Source organism: Streptomyces sp. NPDC050263, assembly GCF_040655955.1.
Lineage (GTDB): Bacteria > Actinomycetota > Actinomycetes > Streptomycetales > Streptomycetaceae > Streptomyces.
In genome coordinates, this window is record NZ_JBFAKW010000046.1 from 1 (window position 1) to 22,508 (window position 22,508).

20 protein-coding genes and 1 pseudogene are annotated in these 22,508 nt (G+C 72.2%); 9 read left to right on the forward strand and 12 right to left on the reverse strand.

Features of this window, described 5'->3' with window-relative positions; genetic code table 11:
* Window positions 1-126 precede the first annotated feature (126 nt).
* On the forward strand, window positions 127-609 hold the full coding sequence (locus AB0J04_RS21435; RefSeq protein WP_363170117.1) for a VOC family protein: 483 nt from the start codon (window positions 127-129) through the stop codon (window positions 607-609).
* Here the strand turns inward: AB0J04_RS21435 and AB0J04_RS21440 are convergent.
* The 4 genes from AB0J04_RS21440 to AB0J04_RS21455 form a co-directional block, all read right to left on the reverse strand.
* Window positions 594-1,514, reverse strand: a complete 921-nt coding sequence (locus AB0J04_RS21440) for an aminoglycoside phosphotransferase family protein (protein ID WP_363170118.1) — start codon at window positions 1,512-1,514, stop codon at window positions 594-596. The two genes, AB0J04_RS21435 and AB0J04_RS21440, sit on opposite strands and share 16 nt — an antisense overlap.
* Before the next feature lie 44 nt (window positions 1,515-1,558).
* Complete coding sequence (locus AB0J04_RS21445; RefSeq protein ID WP_363170119.1) at window positions 1,559-2,437, reverse strand: geranyl diphosphate 2-C-methyltransferase; 879 nt, start codon at window positions 2,435-2,437, stop codon at window positions 1,559-1,561.
* A gap of 141 nt (window positions 2,438-2,578) precedes the next feature.
* Complete coding sequence (locus AB0J04_RS21450) at window positions 2,579-3,619, reverse strand: family 2 encapsulin nanocompartment cargo protein terpene cyclase (RefSeq protein ID WP_363170121.1); 1,041 nt, start codon at window positions 3,617-3,619, stop codon at window positions 2,579-2,581.
* A gap of 16 nt (window positions 3,620-3,635) precedes the next feature.
* A complete protein-coding gene (locus AB0J04_RS21455; protein ID WP_363170122.1) occupies window positions 3,636-5,078 on the reverse strand; it encodes a family 2B encapsulin nanocompartment shell protein in 1,443 nt (480 codons plus the stop codon).
* 321 nt (window positions 5,079-5,399) lie between these two features.
* Here AB0J04_RS21455 and AB0J04_RS21460 point away from each other — a divergent pair, with 321 nt between their 5' ends.
* Entirely contained in the window at window positions 5,400-6,194 is a 795-nt protein-coding gene (locus AB0J04_RS21460; protein WP_363170123.1) for a VOC family protein, read from the forward strand.
* A gap of 24 nt (window positions 6,195-6,218) precedes the next feature.
* Entirely contained in the window at window positions 6,219-6,938 is a 720-nt protein-coding gene (locus AB0J04_RS21465) for a ribonuclease H (RefSeq protein ID WP_363170124.1), read from the forward strand.
* Between the two features lie 15 nt (window positions 6,939-6,953).
* Here the strand turns inward: AB0J04_RS21465 and AB0J04_RS21470 are convergent, their stop codons facing one another.
* Together AB0J04_RS21470 and AB0J04_RS21475 are read right to left on the reverse strand one after the other, a co-directional pair.
* Window positions 6,954-7,778, reverse strand: coding sequence for a tyrosinase family protein (locus AB0J04_RS21470; protein ID WP_363170125.1), 825 nt, complete (start codon window positions 7,776-7,778; stop codon window positions 6,954-6,956).
* A gap of 42 nt (window positions 7,779-7,820) precedes the next feature.
* Window positions 7,821-8,183 carry a tyrosinase cofactor gene (locus tag AB0J04_RS21475; RefSeq protein WP_363170126.1) on the reverse strand — a complete coding sequence of 121 codons (363 nt, stop codon included), beginning with the start codon at window positions 8,181-8,183 and terminating at the stop codon, window positions 7,821-7,823.
* A gap of 349 nt (window positions 8,184-8,532) precedes the next feature.
* On the opposite strand from AB0J04_RS21475, the gene AB0J04_RS21480 reads away from it, so the two are divergent.
* The 3 genes from AB0J04_RS21480 (at window position 8,533) to AB0J04_RS21490 (ending at window position 11,976) form a co-directional block, all read left to right on the forward strand.
* Window positions 8,533-9,753: an FAD-dependent monooxygenase gene (locus AB0J04_RS21480; protein ID WP_363170127.1), complete on the forward strand. Its 1,221-nt coding sequence runs from the start codon at window positions 8,533-8,535 to the stop codon at window positions 9,751-9,753.
* Between the two features lie 88 nt (window positions 9,754-9,841).
* Window positions 9,842-11,353, forward strand: coding sequence for an MFS transporter (locus AB0J04_RS21485; RefSeq protein WP_363170128.1), 1,512 nt, complete (start codon window positions 9,842-9,844; stop codon window positions 11,351-11,353).
* Window positions 11,350-11,976, forward strand: a complete 627-nt coding sequence (locus tag AB0J04_RS21490) for a TetR family transcriptional regulator (RefSeq protein WP_363170129.1) — start codon at window positions 11,350-11,352, stop codon at window positions 11,974-11,976. The genes AB0J04_RS21485 and AB0J04_RS21490 overlap by 4 nt, the downstream gene beginning before the upstream one ends.
* Here AB0J04_RS21490 and AB0J04_RS21495 read toward each other — a convergent pair.
* A pseudogene (locus AB0J04_RS21495) lies at window positions 11,973-12,915 on the reverse strand (cholesterol oxidase substrate-binding domain-containing protein). The gene AB0J04_RS21490 and the pseudogene AB0J04_RS21495 sit on opposite strands and share 4 nt — an antisense overlap.
* A 110-nt stretch (window positions 12,916-13,025) precedes the next feature.
* Here AB0J04_RS21495 and AB0J04_RS21500 point away from each other — a divergent pair.
* Window positions 13,026-14,009, forward strand: coding sequence for an aldo/keto reductase (locus tag AB0J04_RS21500; protein WP_363170130.1), 984 nt, complete (start codon window positions 13,026-13,028; stop codon window positions 14,007-14,009).
* A 168-nt stretch (window positions 14,010-14,177) separates the two neighbouring features.
* Window positions 14,178-14,603: a DUF6328 family protein gene (locus tag AB0J04_RS21505; RefSeq protein ID WP_363170178.1), complete on the forward strand. Its 426-nt coding sequence runs from the start codon at window positions 14,178-14,180 to the stop codon at window positions 14,601-14,603.
* Here AB0J04_RS21505 and AB0J04_RS21510 read toward each other — a convergent pair.
* Both AB0J04_RS21510 and AB0J04_RS21515 read right to left on the reverse strand, forming a co-directional pair.
* Entirely contained in the window at window positions 14,536-15,255 is a 720-nt protein-coding gene (locus tag AB0J04_RS21510; RefSeq protein ID WP_363170131.1) for a DUF2238 domain-containing protein, read from the reverse strand. The two genes, AB0J04_RS21505 and AB0J04_RS21510, sit on opposite strands and share 68 nt — an antisense overlap.
* 77 nt (window positions 15,256-15,332) lie before the next feature.
* Window positions 15,333-16,388, reverse strand: a complete 1,056-nt coding sequence (locus tag AB0J04_RS21515) for a hypothetical protein (RefSeq protein WP_363170179.1) — start codon at window positions 16,386-16,388, stop codon at window positions 15,333-15,335.
* 152 nt (window positions 16,389-16,540) lie between these two features.
* Here AB0J04_RS21515 and AB0J04_RS21520 point away from each other — a divergent pair, with 152 nt between their 5' ends.
* A complete protein-coding gene (locus tag AB0J04_RS21520; RefSeq protein ID WP_363170132.1) occupies window positions 16,541-18,001 on the forward strand; it encodes a serine hydrolase domain-containing protein in 1,461 nt (486 codons plus the stop codon).
* Here the strand turns inward: AB0J04_RS21520 and AB0J04_RS21525 are convergent.
* The 3 genes from AB0J04_RS21525 to AB0J04_RS21535 all read right to left on the reverse strand — a co-directional run bounded on the left by AB0J04_RS21525 (window position 17,990) and on the right by AB0J04_RS21535 (window position 22,472).
* Window positions 17,990-19,630, reverse strand: a complete 1,641-nt coding sequence (locus AB0J04_RS21525; protein WP_363170133.1) for a serine/threonine-protein kinase — start codon at window positions 19,628-19,630, stop codon at window positions 17,990-17,992. The two genes, AB0J04_RS21520 and AB0J04_RS21525, sit on opposite strands and share 12 nt — an antisense overlap.
* A gap of 320 nt (window positions 19,631-19,950) precedes the next feature.
* A complete protein-coding gene (locus AB0J04_RS21530; protein WP_363170135.1) occupies window positions 19,951-20,910 on the reverse strand; it encodes a threonine/serine dehydratase in 960 nt (319 codons plus the stop codon).
* A gap of 71 nt (window positions 20,911-20,981) precedes the next feature.
* A complete protein-coding gene (locus AB0J04_RS21535) occupies window positions 20,982-22,472 on the reverse strand; it encodes a CAP domain-containing protein (protein ID WP_363170137.1) in 1,491 nt (496 codons plus the stop codon).
* Between the last annotated feature and the right edge of the window lie 36 nt (window positions 22,473-22,508).

Sequence of the window (22,508 nt, forward strand, 5' to 3'; positions counted from 1 at the left end):
GCCCGTGGCAGATTCGCCACGGGCAGAGGGTGTGCCCCGGTCCTTCTTTTTCCTCGGGCGAGCGATGAGTTCCGGGGGCGGGAGCGGTCGACACTGATGACCGCGTTCCACGCCCAGGAGGTACTCATGACCACCGACGGATTCACCGCGTCTCTCTGGTTCGACGGCCAGGCCGAGGAAGCCGCCCACCACTACGTCTCGATCTTCAAGAACTCCAGCGTCGGCAGGATCAGCCGCTACAACGAGGCCGGACCCGGCGTTGCAGGCTCCGTGCTGGCCGTGGAGTTCACGGCCAACGGGCAGCGGTTCGTCGGCATCAACGGCGGCCCGCACTTCACGTTCAGCGAGGCGATCTCCTTCCAGATCCTCTGCGCGGACCAGGAGGAGATCGACTACTACTGGACCAGGCTCACCGAGAACGGCGGCGAGCCCGGTCCCTGCGGCTGGCTCAAGGACAAGTACGGGCTGTCCTGGCAGGTCGTCCCCGAGGGCCTGATCGACATGGTCACCGACGCCGACGCCGAGAAGGCAGTCCGCACCACCCAGGCCATGTACGCCATGGGCAAGCTCGACATCGCCGCCCTCAAGAAGGCCTACGAGGGCGAGTAGGACAGGTCCTGGGCCTCGGCCAGAATCTCCTTGATCACATGCCGGGAGTTCTCCGCCAGCGTGGGATTGGTGTCCCAGTAGAACGGCAGCTGGATCAGGGAGATCGACAGTGCCCAGCCCCGGCCGCGCGCCCACTCGGCGTCGTCCGCGCCCACCGCCTCGCGGAAGACGCCGCGGGCCGACGCGGGCAGCAGGTTCCAGGCGACGATCAGGTCGACGGCCGGGTCGCCCACCCCCACACAGCCGAAGTCGATCACCGCGGCGAGCCGTCCGTCCTCGACCAGCACATTGCCGGGCGAGAGGTCCCCATGTGCCCAGGCGGGCGGCTCCGAGCGCCCCGGCACCCGCAGTGCCCTCTCCCAGAGGGCGGTGCCCGCGGCGGTGTCGATCCGCCCCCGCAGCTGGGCGAGGGCGTCGCGCGTGGGGGCGTCCCGCTCGGCCAGCGGCACGCCCCGGGGGTTGGGCGGGCCGTCCTGCGCGTCGATCCCGCGCAGGGCGGCCACGAACGCCCCCAGGTCCGCGGCCAGTCGCTCCGGCTTGGCGAGGGCGCCCGCGACCGGGTTGCGGCCGTCCAGCCACCGGTAGACCGACCAGGGCCACGGGAAGCCCTCGCCGGCCGCGCCGGACGCCAGCGGGACCGGCCCCGCGACCGACAGCATCGGGCCGAGCCGGGCCAGCCAGTGCTGCTCGTGGGCCACGCCGTCCACGGCCCCGGGATGGCGGGGCAGCCGTACCACCATGTCGGCGCCGAGACGGAACATCGCGTTCTCGGTCCCGGCGGACGCCAGCCGCCGCACGGGCAGTCCGGCCCACTGCGGGAACTGGGCGGCGACGAGGCGGCTCACCAGCGGGGCGTCGAGGTCGACCTCGTCCGGACGCATCTTGCGTGTCTTCGCAGCACACATGCGTCCCATTGCACGAGGCCGACCTCCGCGCTGTCCAACGGATTTCAGACGCGGTCCGCCGCGATCAGCAGGTACTGGAAGCTGCCGTTCTTGTAGGCGGTCAGGAACGTCTGCTCGATGCCGGTGACCAGATGGTCGGCCTGGCTGCGCAGCTCCCAGTAGGGCAGGGCCGCCTCCGTCAGGTCCTCCACATGGACCGGCACCAGCCGGTTCGCGGCCATCGCCCGGAAGTACGCCGAGCGCGGATGGATGTCGCAGATGTAGTGGGCGTTGATGAGCGACACCTCACGCGAGGCCTGCCCGTAGGTGTCGTTGTAGCAGCCGGTGACGACGACGTACCGGCCGCCGCGGCGCAACAGCCGGGAGTGCTCGGCGAACAGCAGGTCCAGCTCGACGTACATGGACGACTCGTTGTTCCAGGAGGCCGCGTACGCACCGGACTTGAGGCCGGTGTCGAGCATGTTGCGGTGGTGGTACCGCACCTTGTCGTCGACGCCCCGCTTACGGGCCTGCTCGCCTGCGAACTCGGCCTGTTTGGCGGAGATGGTGACGCCGTCCGTGTGGCAGCCGTGGCGCTGGTTCGCGACGATGCTGCCGCCGCCGCGTCCGCAGCCGGCGTCGAAGACGCGGTCGGCGGGGGTGAGCCGGCCCAGGTGGCCGGCCAGCAGTTCGGCCTGGGCGTGCTCCAGCCGGTGCAGCTCGGCGGTGACGGCCTCGCGGCGCAGATCGGCGTCGGGTTCGTCGAGCACCGACCAGTCGGCGTCGCCGATGCCGTAGTGGTGGTGGTAGAGGTCGTCGATCCTGCCGAGTTCGAGGTTGACCGGGTTCTCCTCGGCGTTCCAGTAGTCCGCGACGCGGTTCTGGTACGTGGACTGGGTGGGCACCGGGACGGTCTTGGTGCCGGCGTCGTGGGCTGTGGTCAACGGTGGCTCCTTGAGCTGCTGGATATGACGGTCTGTCAGCAAAGGCGGTCTGTCGGAAACGACGGTCTGTCGGAAACGACGGTCTGCCGGAAACGACGGTCTGCCGGAAATGGTGGAGAAGCGCTGGTCACCGGTTGCCGGTCACCAGTAGTCGGGCAGGTGGTAGCGGTGGGTGTTGGTGGAGTGCCACTCGTGGTTGCCGGCCACCCAGTCCGACAGCCCCTGGAGATAGCGCGCGACGAGCGGCGAGGTGGCGGCGAGCACGGCCGACTCCTCCTCGAACGTCTCCATGATCTGGTTGTGGATCTCGACCGACCGCAGATAGGCGGTCCGCAGACCGCACCGGTCGTTGGCGGCGACGACCTGCGGCAGATTGAGATGCGTGGGGTCGGAGGCCAGCTCCTTCGTGAAGGAGTACAGGTCGTTGACGATCGTGGTGGCGTTGCAGGCGAGCGCCGTGACCCGCTGGACCTCCGGACGGGCGTAGAGCTGCTCGGGCAGTTCGTAGCCGTCGACCGCGTCGACGATCGACAGACAGGGCCGGAAGTTGTTGAACTGCCGCATCACCAGGTACTCCCAGGTCCGCGGCTTGTACCCGGTCTCGCCCCAGGCCGCCTCGGCGAGGTAGCCGAGGTGCAGCCGGGACATGTCGTGCACGAACCGGTCCGTCTGGCTGGGCGTGGCGACGGCCGCGAAGTCCCTGAGCCCCCAGTAGTAGGAGCGCAGCGGACCGTCGGCCTGCATGCCCTGCTCCCACTGCTCCTGGAAGCCGGGCGGGCCGTGGTAGGGGTCGAGCGCCGACTGGGCGAGGACCAGTCGTCCGGCCAGGCCGCTGCGGGAGGCGCCCCGGCCTTCGTCCTCCTCGCAGTAGCAGCTGTCGACCACGTTCTCCGCCAGCAGCAGCTTGCCGGCCGCCGTCAGCCGGTCCAGGTCGAGCGCGGCCGGATGCTGGAGCACCACGGCACGGCCGACCTGGAACCCCGCGAAGTCCCCGTCCCAGGCCGGCGGGAACAGATCGAGACCGCGCGCCCACTCCTCCAGCCGACGATCGACCTCCGCCGCCTTCTCCGGGTCGGCCGGCGCGACCTGCCGGTGTCTGAGGCCCGGGACCGCCCCGCCGCGCCGGGCCCGCACCCCGCTCGCGAGGTCGGGCGGGCCGGGCATCGTGAACCCGGTGCTCATCGCGAACTTCCCGGCTTCACTCGGCGGTCCTGCCGACCTGGACGTTCTCCAGGACCCCGGCGGCGTCCGGCACCAGGACGGCCATCGAGTAGTAGGCGGTCACGAGGTAGCGGATGATCGAGTTGGCGTCGACCCCCATGAACCGTACGTTCAGGCCGGGCTGGAACTCCTCCGGGATGCCCGTCTGGTACAGGCCGACGACCCCCTGGTCGGCCTCGCCGGTGCGCAGCGCGAGGATGCTGCTGGTGTGCTGGGGGCTGATCGGGATCTTGTTGCACGGGAAGATCGGCACCCCGCGCCAGGCCGGGATCTCATGCCCCTCGACGGTGGCCGTGCCCGGCATCAGACCGCGCCGGTTGCACTGCCGGAAGAAGGCCGCGATCGCCTTGGGATGGGCCAGGAACAGCTTGGTCTTGCGCCGCATCGACAGCAGCTCGTCCATGTCGTCCGGGGTCGGCGGGCCGGTGAACGTGCTGGCGCGCTGCGCGTAGTCGACGTTGTGCAGCAGCCCGAACTCCCTGTTGTTGACCAGCTCCCACTCCTGCCGCTCGCGGATCTCCTCGACGGTGAGGCGGAGTTGCTGCTCGGTCTGGTTCATCGGGTCGTTGTAGAGGTCGGCGACCCGGGTGTGGACCTTCAGCACGGTCTGGGTCAGCGACAGCTCGTATTCGCGCGGGGAGAGTTCGTAGTCGACGAAGCCCGCGCCCAGCGTCGGCTCGCCGACATGACCGGCCCGGATCGGCAGGTCGGCCTCGCCCTTGCGGTTCATCGGCAGCCGCTGCCGGGCGGCGTAGGCCGTCAGATGGGCGGCGAGCGACGGCACGCGGCCCACGAACTCCATCAGCACCTCCCACGGCAGGGCCAGCAGCACGCCCGCGGTGTCCGCGCGCACCGAGCTCAGCCACAGCGGGTCGTCCTGCCCGACGGCCTCGTCGCCGAGCTGGTCGCCGCCGGAGACGACCCCGACGATCTCCTCCTCGCCGTACTTTCCGGCGGTGAAGCGGGTGAAGCGGCCGTGCACGACGAGGTACGTCTCCGTGACCGGTTGCCCGGCCTCGAAGACGACCTGCCCGGCCCGCACCTCGCGCACCTGGAAGCGCGAGGAGAGCTCCGCGAGGGTCCCGTTGTCGGAGTAGCCGCGCAGCACGGGCAGCTCGGTCAGGGTCTCCGGGATGGCCCGCACGTCGTTCGCGCCGTTGTGCTCGAACTGCACCCGCCCCCGGCCGACCTTGAGCTGTAGGCGCCGGTTGACGCGGTACGTGCCGCCCTTGACGTCCACCCAGGGCAGCATCCGCAGCAGCCAGCGCGAGCTGATCGCCTGCATCTGGGGTTCGGACTTGTGGGTCGTGGCGAGCTGGCGGGCGGCCCGGGTGCTGAGGCTGGTGAGCTGCCCGTCGGCGGACGGCTGCGGGGCGGGTTCGTCGAGGGCGGGACCGGTGGCGCTGTCCGGTGTGGACACATTCCCTCCAGGAAGGTGCGCGGAGATGAGCGGACCGACCGTCCCCGAAGATCGGGTCGATGATCCGCGGGGACCAGCCAAACACCGTGAGTGACGGGTGGGGTACGGCGTGAAGGGGGCGACTTTCGTGACGCAGAGGTGTAAACCGGTCGCCTGAGGCGGGCGGCGGTTCGTGGGGATCGGCCGCCGCCTTCGCGCGCTCCCGCGCGCCGGGGCGCTCGGGGGTTGCCGAGGGTTGGCTCCGGATTCGGCGCGCGAGTCGACGGCCGGGTGACTAGCGTGAGAAACCGGACAACTCATCTCATCGGGAGGGCCGTCGTCATGGCAGTGCGACCAGAGGGAACCCCTTGCTGGGCCGACGCGATGTTCAGCGACCTGGAGGGCGCCAAGAGCTTCTACGGCGACGTCCTCGGCTGGACCTTCGGCGAGGCGTCGTCGGAGTACGGGAACTACACACAGGCCTACGCCGACGGCAAGGCCGTCGCCGCCGTCGTCCCGCCCATGCCCGGCCAGGAGGGCCAGTCGCAGTGGTGCCTGTACTTCGCCTCGCCGGACGCCGCCGCGACCGCCGGCAAGATCCGTGCCAACGGCGGGGAGGTGCTGATGGAGCCGATGCAGGTCGGCGACTTCGGCACGATGTGCCTGGGGCGCGAGCCCAGCGGCGCGGTGTTCGGCGTGTGGCAGGCGGGCGTCCATGAGGGCTTCGAGGCGCAGTCCGTGCCCGGCGCCTACGGCTGGGCGGAGGTCTTCACCCGCGAGCCCGAGAAGGCGGACCGGTTCCTCACGGCCGTGTTCCCGTACACCGCGCAGCAGATGGAGGACGACGCGATCGACTTCCGCATGTTCAACGTCGGCGACGAGACCGTGCTGGGCCGGATGAAGATGACGGAGGAGTTCCCGCCCGAGGTGCCGTCCTACGTCAACCTGTACTTCGTCGTCGCCGACTGCGACGACGCCGTCGCCAAGGCGACCAAGCTCGGCGCGGTCCTGCGCTTCGGGCCGATGAGCAGCCCGTTCGGCCGGTTCGCGGCCCTCACCGACCCGCAGGGCGCGAACTTCTCGGTGATCGACCTCACGACCACCGAGGGCGAGGTCCCCAGGACCACGCCCGTCTGAGCGGGGCGCACGCGCGGCCATGGCATGATCGTGCGCATGCGTGAACGAGTGGTGGCCGCGTGCGACGGGGCTTCGAAGGGAAACCCCGGGCCGGCGGCCTGGGCGTGGGTGGTCGCGGACGACACGGAGGCGCCGGCCCGCTGGGAGGCGGGCCCGCTCGGCAAGGCCACCAACAACGTCGCCGAACTCACCGCCCTGGAACGCCTGTTGGCGGCGACCGACCCGGCCGTGCCGCTCGAGGTCCGGATGGACTCGCAGTACGCCATGAAGGCCGTCACCACCTGGCTGCCCGGCTGGAAGCGCAACGGCTGGAAGACCAGCGGCGGGAAGCCGGTGGCCAACCAGGAGCTGGTCGTCCGCATCGACGAGCTGCTGGTCGGCCGCTCGGTCGACTTCCGCTACGTGCCCGCCCACCAGGTCGACGGCGACCCGCTGAACGACTTCGCCGACCGCGCCGCCAGCCAGGCGGCGATCGTGCAGCAGCCGGCCGGCAGCGACCAGGGCTCCCCGGAGCCGCCGGCCTCGCCGGACACCCCGAAGGCGAAGTCCGGGGCGAAGTCCGCCCGCTCCGCCGGGGCCAAGTCGCCCCGGCGCGGCGGTGGTTCGTCGTCCCGCACGATCAAGGCCAAGTTCCCCGGCCGCTGTGTGTGCGGCCGCCCGTACGCGGCCGGTGAGGACATCGCCAAGAACGCGCAGGGCTGGGGGCACCCGGAGTGCCGTACGGCGGACGCCGACGCGAGCTGACCGCCGGGGCGACGATCAGTCGGCGTCGAACGTGTAGTGGGCGGTGTGATCGAGAAGGTCCGCCGGCGTGGTGTCGTTCCAGGGCTTCATCGTCTCGTGGAGGTCGACGACGTCCGGCGTCCCGCCGCCCGGGAGGTACGCGGAACCGGGGTGCCGGCGCTGCCACCGGGCCCACAGCTTGTCCACGTAGGCGTGGTGCAGCCAGAACACCGGGTCGTTGGGGGAGACCCCGGACGCCATCTGCCCGCCGACCCACACATGGACCCGGTTGTGCAGATTGACCCCGCGCCAGCCCTCCAGGTGGTTGCGGAAGCCGTCGGAGGCGCTGTTCCAGGGGGCCGTGTCGTACGTCGGCATCGCCAGCACCGACTCGACCTCGGCGCGGGAGGGCAGCTCGCGGATGCTCGCCCCGAGCGAGCGCCGCAGGTAAGTGCGGCCGTCCACCCGGACGTCGACGGGCCAGTCTCCCGCTGCCGCGGCGAACGGCCCGTCCATCACCCGGCCGTCCCGGCTGCGCCCGCTGCCGCCGAGGAAGTCCGGCGCCCACAACGTCGAACGCGTCGAACGGTCGGCGGACCAGTCCCAGTACGGCAGCGCCACCGACGCGCCCACCGACTGGAGCGCCCGCTCGAACTCCAGCAGGAATCTGCGGTGCCACGGCAGGAAGGACGGCGAACGGTGGCCGGTGCGCTCGCCGTTGTCGGTGTCGCCGAGGATGAACGCGTTGTGCGTGGTGACGAAGGCGTCGTAGCGGCCGGTGCGCTTGAGTTCGAGGACGGCGGCGACGAACCGCCGCTTCTCGTCGGCGGTCAGGGACGCCTGGTTCTTGCGGACGGTCATGTGCGGTGCTCCAAAGGTGCGCTGAAGTAGGACGTCGGCTTGTCAGTTGGCGGGGAACGGGACGAGCCGGGCGCCCTGGAGCTCGTCCACGGCGGCCCGGGCGGCGGCGCGTGGAGTGGGCGCCGGGTCGTAGTGACTGACCACGCTGATCCAGGTGCCGTCGGCGTTCCGCATCACATGCAGCTCGACCCCGTCGATGTGCACGGCGTAGCCGCCGCCGTGGTGATGACCGCCTCCCGCGGTGGGCCGGCCCTGTATCCGGCGTCCCTGGTAGACCTCGTCGAAGGAGTCGGGGGAAGGGGATGGGCCCGGGTGGCGGTCGGCTGCCTGGGCGGCGGCCGGTGGGGAGCCTGCGGCGAGGACGGCTGCCGCGGTGAGTGCGCGACGACGGCTGAGTTCCGGCATGCGGGACCTCCTGGGGTGCGTTCGGTTGACGACCCCGCATGCCTGTCGACCGGGAGGAGAAGGGGAGAAATCGCCCGTGACCGGTTGGCTGCGATCCGGACATTCGATTACATGTCGTGCAATCTTGAACGAAGATGATCTTGCCGCGGGCGGGGCTCGCGCGGGGCGGAAGCGGCAATTCCTTTCCGTCCGGCCGCTGCTTCCGGTGGTCTTTTGCGTACCGGTGCGGCCTCGGTGGTGTGGCTCACGTGCGGAAAGCGGCGCGAACGGGCAGGTGGGGCGTCGGCCGAGGGGCGTCGAGCCCTGCTACCCTGCGTCGTCAATCGAACACGTCTGGTAACTCCTGGGAGTGCGCGTGAAGGTCGCCTGTGTCGGCGGCGGGCCCGCCGGCCTCTACCTCTCGATCCTGCTCAAGCGGCAGGACCCGTCCCACGACATCACCGTCCACGAGCGCAACCCCGAGGGCTCGACCTACGGCTGGGGCGTCACCTACTGGCGGGCGCTCCTCGACAGACTCCACGTCTGCGACCCCGAGTCGGCGCGGGCGATCGAGGAGAACTCCGTCCGCTGGAACCAGGGCGTCGCCCACGTACGGGACCTCGCGACCCGTCGGCCCGGCGACGAGGGGCACGGCATCGGCCGGCACAAGCTGCTGGAGATCCTCGCCGACCGCGCCCGCGCACTCGGCGTACGACTGGAGTTCGAAAGCGAGATCACCGCCGAGCGACTGCCGGACGCCGACCTCGTCGTGGCCGGCGACGGGGTCCACAGCGCCCTGCGCACCCACCACGCCGACGACTTCGGGGCCGAACTCACCCCCGGCCGCAACTCCTACGTCTGGCTCGGCACCACCAAGGTCTTCGACTCCTTCACCTTCGCCTTCGTGGAGACCGGGCACGGCTGGATCTGGTGCTACGGCTACCCCTTCAGCGCCGAGCGGAGCACCTGCGTGATCGAGTGCGCGCCCGAGACCCTGGCCGGGCTCGGCCTGGACCGGGCGAGCGAGGCCGACGGCCTGGCCGACCTGGAGAAACTGTTCGCGCACATCCTCGACGGCCACCCTCTGACCGGCCGCGCGACGGCGGCCGACGGCGGCTCCCCGTGGCTGACCTTCCGCACGCTCACCAACCGCACCTGGCACCGCGACAACCTCGTCCTCCTCGGCGACGCCGCCCACACCACCCACTACTCGATCGGCGCCGGCACCACCCTCGCCCTGGAGGACGCCATCGCCCTCGCCGAGGCGCTGCGGGAGTGCGCCGACCTCCCGGACGCCCTCGCCCGCTACGAACGCGAACGCAAGTCCGCCCTGCTGACCCCGCAGAGCGCCGCCCGCTACAGCGCCCAGTGGTACGAGAACCTCGCCCGCTACATCCACCTCCCCCCGGAGCGGATGTTCGCCCTGCTCGGCCAGCGTCACTCGCCCCTGCTGCCTTATGTCCCGCCCCAGCTCTACTACCGGCTCGACAAGGCCGCCGGGCAACTGGAAGCCCTGCGCCGGTTCAAGCGCTGGCTGGGGCCGAAACTGGCCCGCGGCGCGCACACAAGGGCGCTGACCTCGCGCGACTAGCCGAGCGAACCTTGGGTGAATGACAATTCACCGCTACGGTGAATTGTCATTCACCCATTTTCGTGTCGCACCGGCCGCTGGAGTGTCCATGGCGTCGCCCGCTCCGATACCCGCCCCGACCAGGGGAGGCACAGGTCTGCGGACCCGGCTCACCATCCCGGTCCTGGCGTACTGCGGCATCCTCATGGCGGTCATGCAGACCGTCGTCGTGCCCCTGTTGCCCGATCTGCCCCGGCTGACCGGCGCCTCGGCGGGCGCGGTCTCCTGGATGGTGACCGCCTCGCTGCTGTCCGGCGCGGTCCTCACCCCGGTCCTCGGCCGGGCCGGCGACATGTACGGCAAGCGGCGCGTGCTGCTCCTGTCGTTCGGCCTGATGGCCGCCGGCTCGGTGATCTGCGCCCTCACCTCCGACATCCGGGTACTGATCGCGGCCCGCGCGCTCCAGGGCGCCGCCTCCTCCGTCGTCCCGCTGTCCATCAGCATCCTGCGCGACGAACTGCCGCTGGAGCGCCGGGGTTCCGCCGTGGCGCTGATGAGCTCCACCGTCGGGATCGGCGCGGCGCTGGGGCTGCCCGCGGCGGCCGTGGTCGTGCAGTACGCGAACTGGCACGTGATGTTCTGGGTGACCGCCGTCCTCGGCGCGACCGGCGTCGCGCTGATCCGGTGGGCGGTTCCGGAGTCACCGGTGCGCGAGCCGGGCCGGTTCGACGTGACGGGCGCGCTCGGGCTGGCCGCCGGGCTGATCTGCCTGCTCCTCGCGGTGTCCCAGGGCGGCCAGTGGGGCTGGACGAGCGCCCGGATCGTCGCTCTGTTCGGCGGTTCCGCGGTGGTTCTCGGCCTGTGGTGGTGGCAGCAGCTGCGCTCCGAACGGCCGCTGGTCGACCTGCGGTTGGTCTCCCGGCCCAGGGTCGGCCTGTCCCACGTGGCCGCGCTCCTGACCGGCTTCGCCTTCTACGCCAACTCGCTGGTCACCGCCCAGTTGGTGCAGGCCCCGGAGGAGAGCGGGTACGGGCTCGGGCTGTCCATCGTCCAGACGGGGCTGTGTCTGCTCCCCGGCGGCATCACCATGCTGCTGTTCTCGCCGCTCTCCGCGCGTATCTCCGAGGCGCGCGGTCCGCGGATCACCCTCGCCCTGGGGGCCGCCGTCATCGCCTCCGGGTACGCCCTGCGCGTCGTCGACAGCCACGAACTGTGGATGATCATGGTGGGCGCGACGGTCGTGGCGACCGGTACCACGCTCGCCTACTCGGCGCTGCCCGCGCTGATCCTGCGGGCCGTCCCGGCCGGGCAGACCGCCTCGGCCAACGGCGTCAACGTCCTGATGCGCACGATCGGACAGGCCGTCTCCAGCGCCGCCGTGGCCGCCGTTCTCGTGCACCACACCAGCCTGGTCGGTGGGGCCCCGGTGCCGACGCTGCACGGCTATCTGCTGGCCTTCGGCGTCGCGGGCGCGGTGGCCCTGGCCGCGTGCGCCGTGGCGCTCACCATCCCCGGCGACGCCGGCCCGGACGACGGCCCGGACGACGGCCCGCAGGACACGCGGCGTGGCCAGGGCCGGACCACCCGGTCCGTGAGCGGCGGGGTGATGGAGGGAGCATGAGCACCGTGAGCACTCCACCCGACGCCTCGGCCGTGAGCAACCCTCCGGCCCCCGCCCGGCGCGACGCCGAGGCGACCAAGACGGCCATCCTGCGCGCCGCCCGGTACCTCCTCGCCCGTCAGGCGCACGCCGACATCACCCTCAAGGCCGTCGCGGAGCGCGCCGGGGTGAGCGCGCCGCTGGTCCTGAAGTACTTCGGCAACAAGGACGCCCTGTTCGCCCGTGTGATGTCCTTCCAGGAGGACGCCGACGCCCTGCTGGACGCCCCGCTGGACGAGCTGGGCCGGCACATGGTCCGGCATGTGCTGGTCAGTCAGCGCGAGCGCGGCGCCGACCCGGTCCTGCGCATCGCGTTCGCGCCCCTGCACGGCGACCACGGCGATGTCCTGCGCGCCAACTTCCGCGCCCAGGTGACCGATCGCCTCGCCGCGCGGCTCACCGGCCCCGAGGCGGGCGTCCGCGCCGAGCTCGCCGTGGCCGCCCTGCTCGGCCTCGGCGTGATGTTCGGCATCGCCCGCGGGAGCGAACTGCGGGCGCTGCCGGTCGAACAGATCGTCGACCGGTACGCGCCGACGGTGCAGACACACCTGGACGGCCGGGACCCGGCCCAGGACGTGTCCTAGGAGAACAACCGCCCGTGCAGGGGCGCGCGGAACACCCGGTGCGGGTCCAGCCGTCGCAGTACGTCCGCCGCCTCGTCCCACGCGTCGCCGAAGGACTCCGGGACCACGGTCCCGAGCACCTCGTCGTCGCTCCCCGCGGCCTCGTCGGTGTACCCCCAGCCCTTCGACCACTCCACCCGGGTCAGGCCGAGGGCGCCCTCGTACGTCGTGAGCAGGAAGCCTTCCAGCTCACGGTAGAACGCGGCGGCGTGCTCAGTCCCCGGCAGCGTCAGGACGTCCAGCCAGACGGCCGTGTCCCACTCGGGGTGGTCCGGGTCGGGCCGCAGCGCGGAGAGCGACGGCGGCCGGGCGCCGTCGAGTTCGGTCTCCGCGGGATCGTCGAGACCGGTCACCCAGATCTCCACCGACCCGTTGACGGGGAAGCGTCCCAGAGCCGCGTACGCGGCCAGCCGCTCCCGGTAGAAGGCGGTGAACTCGGCCACGACGCGTTGCACTCGGTCCCGGCGGGTCAGGGCCCGCGGTGTCGACGAGCAGGACGGGCGTGTCCGACGGCGTGTCCTGCGGGACGGTGAGCGGCGACCAGCCGTGCGACGCGCCCCGGGGCCGGACCGTCCAGCCGTGCCGCCAGGCTCAGTCGACGACGTCGACGACCTGGTCCGGGTTTGCGGGCGCGCAGGCCCACAGGCCGGTCACGGTGATCTCGCCGTCCCAGTTCCGGTACCCCGTACGGGACAGGGACACCTCCGGGGGGAAGTCCGGCAGTCGCTCCGCCGCGACGGCCGGATCGGCGGCCACCAGGACGGGTCCGGCGGCCAGGGCGGCGGCCGTGGTGCGCAGGAAGCCGCGGCGGGTCCAGGAGCGGGTCCAGGAGGGGTCTCCCGGCTGATGGTTGCTCGGTGAACTACCAGTCACGCACTCACGCTGGGGGTCGGTTGGCATGTACGCCCGCCCTGTCGAACGGCATCACCCTTGTGGGTGAACGATTCACAGGTGGCGGCTCCGGAGCGGCCCGTTCCGCGGCACGCTGCGGCGGATGACAGACTGACGCCATGGACGAGCGCGAATTCGGTAGGTCTGGTCAGCACGCATCCGTCGTCGGTCTCGGCACCTGGCAGTTGGGGGCCGACTGGGGAGACGTCGACGACAAGGAGGCCCTGGCGGTTCTGGAGGCGGCGGCCGAGTCGGGAGTGACCTTCTTCGACACCGCCGACGTCTACGGAGACGGACGCAGCGAGCAGACCATCGCCACGTTCCTCGCCGGCCGGCCCGATCTGCATGTGCTGGTCGCCACCAAGATGGGCCGCCGCCTCGACCAGATCCCCGAGAACTACGTCCTGGACAACTTCCGGGCCTGGAACGACCGCTCCCGCCGCAACCTCGGCGTCGACCGCATCGACCTGGTCCAGCTGCACTGCCCGCCCACCCCCGTCTACTCCGGCGACGAGGTGTTCGACGCCCTCGACACGCTCGTCGAGGAGGAGCGCATCGCGCGGTACGGCGTCAGTGTCGAGACCTGCGCCGAGGCCCTCACCGCGATCGCCCGGCCGGGCGTGGCGAGCGTCCAGATCATCCTCAACCCGTTCCGGCTGAAGCCCCTGTACGAGGTGCTTCCGGCGGCCCGCGAGGCGGGCGTCGGCATCATCGCCAGGGTCCCGCTCGCCTCCGGCCTGCTCTCCGGCAAGTACACCAAGGACACCGTCTTCCCGGAGAACGACCACCGCACCTACAACCGGCACGGCGAGTCCTTCGACCAGGGCGAGACCTTCTCCGGCGTCGACTACGCCACCGGCGTCGAGGCCGCCGTCGAGTTCGCGGCCCTCGCCCCCGAGGGATGCACCCCGGCCCAGCTGGCGCTGCGCTGGATCGTCCAGCAGCCCGGCGTGACCACGGTGATCCCGGGCGCCCGCTCGCCCGAGCAGGCCCGGGCCAACGCGGCCGCTGCCAGGCTCCCGGAGCTCTCCGCCGAGACCCTCGCGGCCGTCCGCGACCTCTACGACCGGCGGATCAAGGAGCAGGTCGAGGGACGCTGGTAGGCCTACCGGGGCGGTGATCGCGGGACGCTCGCCGCCCACGGGGTACTCGGCCGGGGGGAGAGGGACCGAAGGTCCCTCGCACCGGGCGGAGGAGGCCACGTGACGGACACGGCGGGAGCCGAAGAACGCAAGGGGCGTGACGAGACCGAGGAGGAGAGAGCCGACCGCATGTGGGGGGAGCTCATCCAGGAGATCCGGGTCGCGCAGACGGGCGTGCAGATCCTCTTCGGCTTCCTGCTGACCGTCGTGTTCACCCCGCGCTACGCGGACCTGCGCGACTCCGACCAGGTCATCTACATCGTGACCGTCGTGCTGGGCGCCTGCGCGACCGGCGCCCTCATCGGTCCCGTCTCCCTGCACCGCCTGGTCTCCGGGCGCCAGGTGAAACCGCAGGCGGTGCGATGGGCGTCCCGGCTGACCCTCGTCGGCCTCCTGTTGCTGCTCGCCACCATGACGTCCTCACTGCTGCTGATCCTGCGGGTGGCCACCGACGACGACTACGTGCCGTGGTTGGTCGCCGCAGTGGTCATGTGGTACGGGCTGTGCTGGTTGGCAGTGCCGCTGTGGACCCGGTGGCGCTATACGACGGAATGACGACGGCTTCGGCGCCGGCGCGGGTCGCCTGCAGTGCCGTGAGCTGCCGGTCGTGCACCCGGCTCAGCAGCAGGACCGACACCGTGGCGCCGATCAGCGCGCAGAACATGTCCCACTGCGTGTCCCACACATCGCCCTGGGTGGCCAGGAACGCGTCCGCAGCCTGACCGCCGATCACGGCCGCCGCCCACTCGAACATCTCGAACACCGCGCTGAACGCCAGACACGCGCACACGGTCAGCGGGGCCAGCCAACGGCTGCCGCGCAGCGGCGACGTGCGGCTGAGCAGCTCCCGCACCAGGATCGCCGGCACGAACCCCTGCATGAGGTGGCCGAACCGGTCGTACGGATTGCGCTCCAGGCCGAACGTGTCCCGCACCCAGTCGCCGAGCGGCACCCGTGCGTACGTGTAGTGGCCGCCCAGCGCCAGCACCAGCGCGTGGAACGCGAGCAGACAGCACAGCAGACCGGTGAGCGGGAAGCGCCGCCAGGTCAGCACGATCACCGGCAGGCCCACCAGCGCCCACACCGTCTCCAGGAGCCAGGTGGTCGGGTCGTACGCGTGCCAGGCCGACAGGGCCAGGCCCACGACCACCAGCCCGGCGCACACGACGGGCAGCGAACCGCGCGGTGCGGGACGTACAGCGGACATCGGGGCGCTCCTTGAAAGATGAACGTCTTGGGAGCCCCCATCGTCCGGCCGTGCGCCGGGCGGTGGCATGAGTACGGCTACTCAGCCCCGGCTGCGTTGCCGCGCGCACCCCGCAGCGCGGAGATACAGCTGCCGATCGCCTGCTGGAGTTCCTCCAACTGCTGCACCATGTCGTCCTCGTAGAACTCCTGCGCGTCGTCGAAGGTGAGCTCCTCGAACACCTTCGTCGCCCGCGACAGGCTGCTGTAGAACTTCGTGCGCCGCTCCTGGACGCGCAGCTCGGGATCGGCCTCCACCGTCTCGACGACCAGGTTCTTCATCGTGTCGTAGGCCTCGGTCGCCCACTCGCCGGCGTCCTCGCCTTCGTCCAGCTCGTCGAGCAGGGACAGATGGCGTTCGGCCTCCTGGCGCAGCTCGACCGGCGCGTCCACCGTCTGCCCGGCGGGCGTCTTGATCTGGCCGGACTCGGCGATCTGCCGCACATACCCGATCCGGTCGGCCGAGCGGCTCTCGCTGGCCACGGCCTTCTTCAGGTCGTCGGTGCGCACGACGTCCCGGGCCAGCTCGGTCTGGAGGTCCGGGTCCTCCTTGATGCGGTCCAGCAGGGCGGCGCGGGCCGCGCGGGCGGTCGAGGGGTCGGCGAGGATCGCGGCGCGCAGGGCGGTGGGGTTCTCCGCGACCTCCAGCGCCTTCGTCGGGCGGATGCCCTCCGCCTCGGCGGCCTCCGCGATCGCGGTGCCGCGCTCGGAGGTCGCGCTGGAGCGGGAGACGTAGAACGTCAGCCACACGTCGGCGTCCGGCAGTTCGACCTCCTGACCCGGCGCCAGCTCCTCGAAGTGCGGGACGAGGCCGTCGTCGGCGGCCCGGTCCCACGCCTTGTAGTAGCGCATGACGCGCTCGGGGGAGCAGCCGGCCAGTTCGGCGAACTCCTTCGCCGACACCTTCGGCGTCTCGTCCGCGCTCTGCCCGCCGGGCCGGACGCTGCGCGCCACCATCAGGCCGAAGGCCCACCCGCCGGTCCGCGCGTAGACGCCGAACTCGCGCGCGTCCCGCGCCACGAGGTCGGACAGGGGCACGACGACGAAGTCCTCGGCGGAGGTCTCGGCGGGCGTCTCGGGCAGGTCGATCGCCAGGGTCACGGGATGACGCTCCTCTGCGGGCTGCGGGCTGCGGGCTGCGGGCTGCTGGACATGGGATCAGCACTGCGAAAGTGCAGACCGGCAGCCTATCCGCGCCCGCCCGCGCGCTTTGACAGGCCCGCGCGGGGGCGAGGGAGGATACGGGCATGAGCCTGCGCCCGCTGCCTTCGAGCACCCCGTCCGCCCAAGGCGTCGACGCCCGCGGCGTCCTCGCCTTCCTCGACGCCGTCGAGTCCGCCGCGAACGTCGAGCCGCACAGCCTGATGATCCTGCGCCACGGCCGGCTCGTCGCCGCCGGCTGGTGGGCGCCGTACACCCCCGACCGGCTCCACCTGCTGTACTCGCTCAGCAAGAGTTTCACGGCCACGGCCGCCGGGTTCGCCCTCGCCGAGGGGCTGATCGGCCTCGACGACCCCGTGCTCTCGTACTTCCCGGAGCTCGACGCGGACATCACCGACCCGCGCAGCCGGGCGATGCTGGTGCGGCACGTGGCGGCGATGGCGAGCGGCCATGAGGCCGAGACCTACGAGCGGGCGCACGCCCTCGACCCCGACGACCTCGTCCGCGGCTTCCTGCTGCTGCCGCCGGACCGCGACCCGGGAACCGTGTTCGCCTACAACCAGCCCGCCACCTACACCCTCGCGGCGATCCTGCGGCGCGTCACCGGCCAGCCGCTCACCGCGTACCTGCGGCCGCGCCTGCTCGACCCGCTCGGCATCGGCGAGGTCGCCTGGCAGACCGGCCGCTCCGGCCACGAGCTCGGCTTCAGCGGGCTGCACGCCACCACCGACGCGATCGCCCGGCTGGGGCAGCTGTACCTGGACGAGGGCGTCTGGGAGGGCGAGCGGCTGCTGTCGCCGGAGTGGGTCGCAGAGGCGACGCGCGCGCACATAGCGACGGCGTCCGGCACGCCGGACGACGCCGACCGCCCGGACTGGGCCCGCGGCTACGGCTTCCAGTTCTGGCGCTCCCGGCACGGCTACCGCGGCGACGGGGCCTACGGGCAGTTCTGCCTGGTCCTGCCCGAGCAGGATGCCGTGATCGCCGCGACCGGGGCGACGCAGGACATGCAGGCCATGCTCGACCTCGTCTGGGAGCACCTGGTGCCCGCGTTCCGGCCCGGGCCGCTGACCGGCCGCGAGGACGCCGACGCGGCCCTCGCGGAGCGCCTGACGCGGCTCGCGCTTCCCCCGGCCCCCGGAAAGCCCGCGCCGCCGGAGCGGGACGGGGAGTGGACGGGCGCCGGGTTCACCCCCTCCGGCGGCGTCTGCGCCGACCGGCCGGGGCTGACCGGCGTCACCGTCACCGGGGACGCCGACGGCTGGACGCTGAGCCTCGCCGAGGAGGGCCGGGACCTGGCGCTGCCCCTGGGGTCCGGCGGCTGGCAGGTGACCGACGGGCCGCTGCCCATCGCGGTCAGCGGCGGCTGGACCGACGGCGCCACGCTCGCCGCGCACGTCGCGTTCCTGGAGACCCCGCACCGACTGCGGGTGACCTGCTCCCTCGACGACCGGACCTTCACCGCCCGCTGGGACACCGAGCCACTGCACGGCGGCCCGCTGCACTCGGTGCGCGCACCGCGTCGCTCACCCGGGTCAGGTGGCTGAACCCGGGCGGAAGGTCGCCAGGAACGTGTCCAGGGCCTCCTCGCTGGCGTCCTCGTCCCAGTCCGCGACCGGCGTGGTCCAGCGCAGGGAGAAGCTGCGGTGCCCGCCGAGGAGGAACCCGCGCCCGAACGTACGCACCTGGGTGCCGTCGGCGTCCACGAGCCACTCCATGTCGGCGGCCTTGTATCCCTGGTACGTCGTCGCCGAGATCGCGCCGATCCGCTGAAAACCGGCGTCCTTTTTGAGAGCGGGCTCGACGTCGTTCCGCCAGACGGCGACCGGGTCCGATCCGGCGCTCTCGCTGTAGGTCACCGCGAGGGTGCGCGGATCGCCGGCCGCCCCGAAGGTGACGCGGTACGAGTTGTCGGCCCCTTTCGTGGTGTCCAGCCGCTTCCAGCCCTTGGGCAGGGCGACCGAGAAGCCCTCGGACGCCCGGTAGACGCGGTAGCCGTCCGGGAGGCCGCCGGCGGAGGCGGAGGGCGACGGGGAGGCGCTCGGGGACGGGCTGCTCGGCGCGGTCGCGGTCGGGGTCGGTGTGGGGAGCGCCGTCACGGTGTCTCTTCCGCCGGCGGCGTCCTCACCGGGCACCGTGGGGGGCGCGGACGGCGTGGCCTGCGCGCCGCCCGCCGCCGTGTCCTCGGTGCCGGGCAGCTGGTGGGTCACGGCGAGGGCGGCGACCGCCACGGTGACGACGGCCAGCGCCGTCCCGGCCGCCATGGCCCGGCCGCTCCACTGCGGGCCGGCATACCGGGCGGCGGCGCGGACCCGCTGTAACCGGGGCGCGGGCGTCGCGGAGTGCGGATCCTCCTCCAGCACCCGGGTGAGGGACTGGCGTACGACCGTCCGGGTCAGCCGATCGCGGGAGTCCTTGCGCAGCAGCCCCTGCACGGTCGGGGTGAGCGAACCGGCCCGCAGCGGGGCGCGCAGCGGCAGCCGGTCCACCCCCTTCAGCGTGCTCTCGGGCCGGTCCCGGTCCCGGTACGGCGGCCGCCCCTCGACCATCGCGTACAGCATCGCGCCCAGCGCCCACATGTCGGCCGCCGGACCGATCCGCTCGTCACGGGCCTGCTCGGGCGAGGCGTACGACGGCGCTGCCACGCGCGGCGCGAGCGTCGCGCCCGCCAGTCCGAACCCGGTGAGGACGAGCGGGCCCCCGGTTCGCAGGAAGACCTGGCCGGGGCTCAGCTCGCCGTGGGTGATGCCCTCACCGTGCGCGGCCTCGAGCACATCGAGCAGTTGCAGCCCGATCGACGCGGCCTTGGCCGTGCTGAACGCGCCCTTCTGGGAGAGAAGTTGGCCCAGCGGGAGACCGTCGATCCACTCGGTGACGGTCCACAGGGAGCCTTCCTCCTGGACGGCGTCGACGACCGCGGCGATCCGGCCCGGGCACAGGCCGGCCATCGTCTCCGACACCCGCAGCACCCGGTCGGCGGCCTGGCGGGCCTTCTCCTCGCCCTGGTCGACGGGCAGCCCGATCCTGGTGACCAGGCACGGCCGGGCCGCCCCGGTGTCCTCGACGTACTCGCCGTACCAGCTGACGCGGTTCGTCTCCCGGTGGACGACGTCGAGCAGCCGGTACCTCCCGGCGACCAACTCGTGCGTGGAGACGTGCGTCTTGACCATGGTCATCCCTCGCTGAACCGCTGGTACTCACCTTTCCCAGTGGTACGACCGGTGCGAGGGGGTCCGTTCAATTGGGCGGCAACTCCGTCGTGATTTCTGTCTTTCATTCAAAGAGTCGCCGGTTTGGCGTGACGTTTCGGCGCGCGCATGTACGAGAAAAGGGAATTGCCGGGGCTTGTCGGGAGTTCGCGACCGGGGTCCCGCCCTGCGGTGTAACCAGCGGTAAGAGGATCCGCCGAGGGTCTGCCGAGGCTCATTGGGGATCTCGAAAACGACCTTCTCGACCCTGGTTCATTCCTGCTCGGAGGCTCTCTCGACGGATTTCCCTAACCGATCGCGAACTGATCCGTCCAAGCTGTCATGTCCGCGATCGTCGCGTTGCCCCCGCAGACCACCAGTCCCAGCCGTGCGCCGTCCCCCACCCGTGCCACGACCTCCCGCGCCGCGGGCAGGAGACAGCCGGCCGCCGGTTCGGTCCACAGCTTGGCGTGCTCGGCGAGGTCCAGGGAGCCCCGGACGGCCTCCCGGTCGGGAACCACCAGCACCTCGGTGACCAGAGCGGAGACATGGTCGTACGTCAACTGCGAGACGCTGGGCGCGCTGAGGGTGGAGACGATCGACGACAGCGCCACCCGGACCGGGCCGCCCGCCGCCAACGCCTCCGACATCGCCTGCGCGCCCTCGGTCTCCACACCCCAGATCCGCAGGTCCGGGCGGCGGGCGTGCAGGGCCGCGGCGACACCGGCGATCAGCCCGCCGCCCCCGACGCTGACCAGCACGTCCGTCAGCTCACCGGCGTCGGAGGCCAGCTCCAGGCCGACCGTGCCCTGCCCGGCGACGACCACCGGATCGTCGAACGGGTGCACCAGCGTGAAGCCCTCGTCCCGCAACCGATCCGCCAGCGAGAACGCGCCGTCCATGGTGTCGGTGAGCCGCACCGAGGCGCCGGCCGCCTCCGCGATCTCCACGGCACGGGCGGGCGCCGAACGCGGCATCACGACCGTGGCCTTCACCTCCAGCGCCGCCGCCATGGCCGCGAGCGCGATCCCGTGGTTCCCGCCGCTCACCGCCACGACCCCGGCGGCCCGCTCGGCCTCGCTCAACGACAACAGCTTCGCCGCCACCCCGCGCGCCTTGAACGAACCGGTGCGTTGGAGGAGTTCCAGCTTCGTGGTCACGGGGACACCGAGCAGCGCGGTCAGGCCGGGGCTGGGCACGGTCGGGGTACGGACCACATGTCCGGCGATCCGCTCGGAGGCGGCTTCGATGTCCGTGATGCCGATCAAGGCAGTCACCCTTCTTTCCGGTTGCGTCATCAGTATCGGGGCAGGTCGGGGCAGGTCGGGGCCGGGGCGGGTCAGGCGCCGAAGAGCTGGGTCCAGTACGTGCCCGACGGGCCGCCGCCCGCGAAGCCGACTCCTATGTGGGTGAAGGCGGGCTTGAGGATGTTGGCGCGGTGACCTGGGCTGTTCATCCAGCCCTCGACCACCTCGGCGGCGGAGCGCTGGCCGCAGGCGATGTTCTCGCCGATGGTCCGCCGGGTGCTGCCCGCGGCCGCGGCCCGGTCCCACGGCCGGCTCCCCTCGGGCGAGGTGTGGGAGTAGAAGGCGCGCGCTGCCATGTCCGCGCTGTACGCCTGGGCGGCGGTGGCGAGCAGCCGGTCGACGGCGAGCGGGCGCAGCCCGGTCCGGGCCCGCTCGCGGTTGGTGAGATCGACGACCTCGGCGGCCGTCCGCGCCAGTCCGTCCGGCGTGAGCGGGCTCGCCCACACGGCGGTCCAGTAGGCGGTGCCGCGATGATCGGTGACGTGCGCCAGGGCGGTGTGGGTGAACGCCGGTTCGAGCAGGGTGCGGCGGGCCTGGTCGGTGCGCAGGCAGTAGTCGATGAACCCGGCGGGCGTGCGGGGACCGGAGACCAGGTGCTCGCCCACGGCGAGATACCGGTATCCGGCGGCCGTGACCCGTTGGTGGAGCGAGACGCCGTCCCGGCCCTCGATGCCCAGGCGTCCGGCGGCGGCCATGGCGGCGGCGTGCCCCGCGGCGGCGGCGGCGAGCCGTGCGTCCAGCGAGACGGCCGGCGAACCGGCGGCGGCACGGGCGGGGTTGACGAGGGCGAGGACGCCGTCGGGGTCGGATGGCGCGGGAGGCGAGGCGGGACGCGCGGGCAGGATGCCGGAGCGGACGCCACGGGGGCCGGGGCCGGGCGGCGAGGCAGGGCGCGCGTGCGGGACGGAGGGTGGCCGGCCACCGGCGGTGGGGCCGGGCGGCGCGGAGGCTGCGGGCTGCCGCTGCGGCCGGCCGGCGACCCGTGCGCGACCATCGCGCTGTGGGTCGGCAGGGGTTCGGTCGGCTGCCGTGGCCGCCGTGCTGTCCTCGGCGACGTCCACCCCGAAGTCCCTGGCCAGGCCCGCCAGTCCGTCCGCGTACCCCTGGCCGAGCGCCCGCAGTTTCCAGCCGTCGCCCCGCCGGTAGAGCTCCGCGAGCAGCAGGACCGTCTCGGCTCGCGAGGGCGGCGGTGTGAACCGGGCCAGCGTGCGGCCGTGCGGGTCGGTGACGTGGAGCGTGGGAACGGGCAGGCGGGCCACAGGCGTGCCCGGCTCGGCGGCGCTGACGACCACCGTGACCCGGGTGGCGCCGGCCCGCAGCCTGCCGGGTTCCAGCGTCAGCGTGTCGCCCTGGAGCCGGGCCCCCGGCGCCGTCGGCTGGTTGTAGAACACGAAGTCGGCGTCGCCCCGGACGCGGCCGCTGTCGTCGGTCACGAGCGCACAGACGTCGAAGGGGCCGGGTACCCGGACGGCCAGGGCGCCGCCCGGGAGGGGCAGGTTGCCCCCGGGGACCAACTCGCTCATCCTGCCGTCCTGGTGTCGTCGTACGGGCCCCGCCGC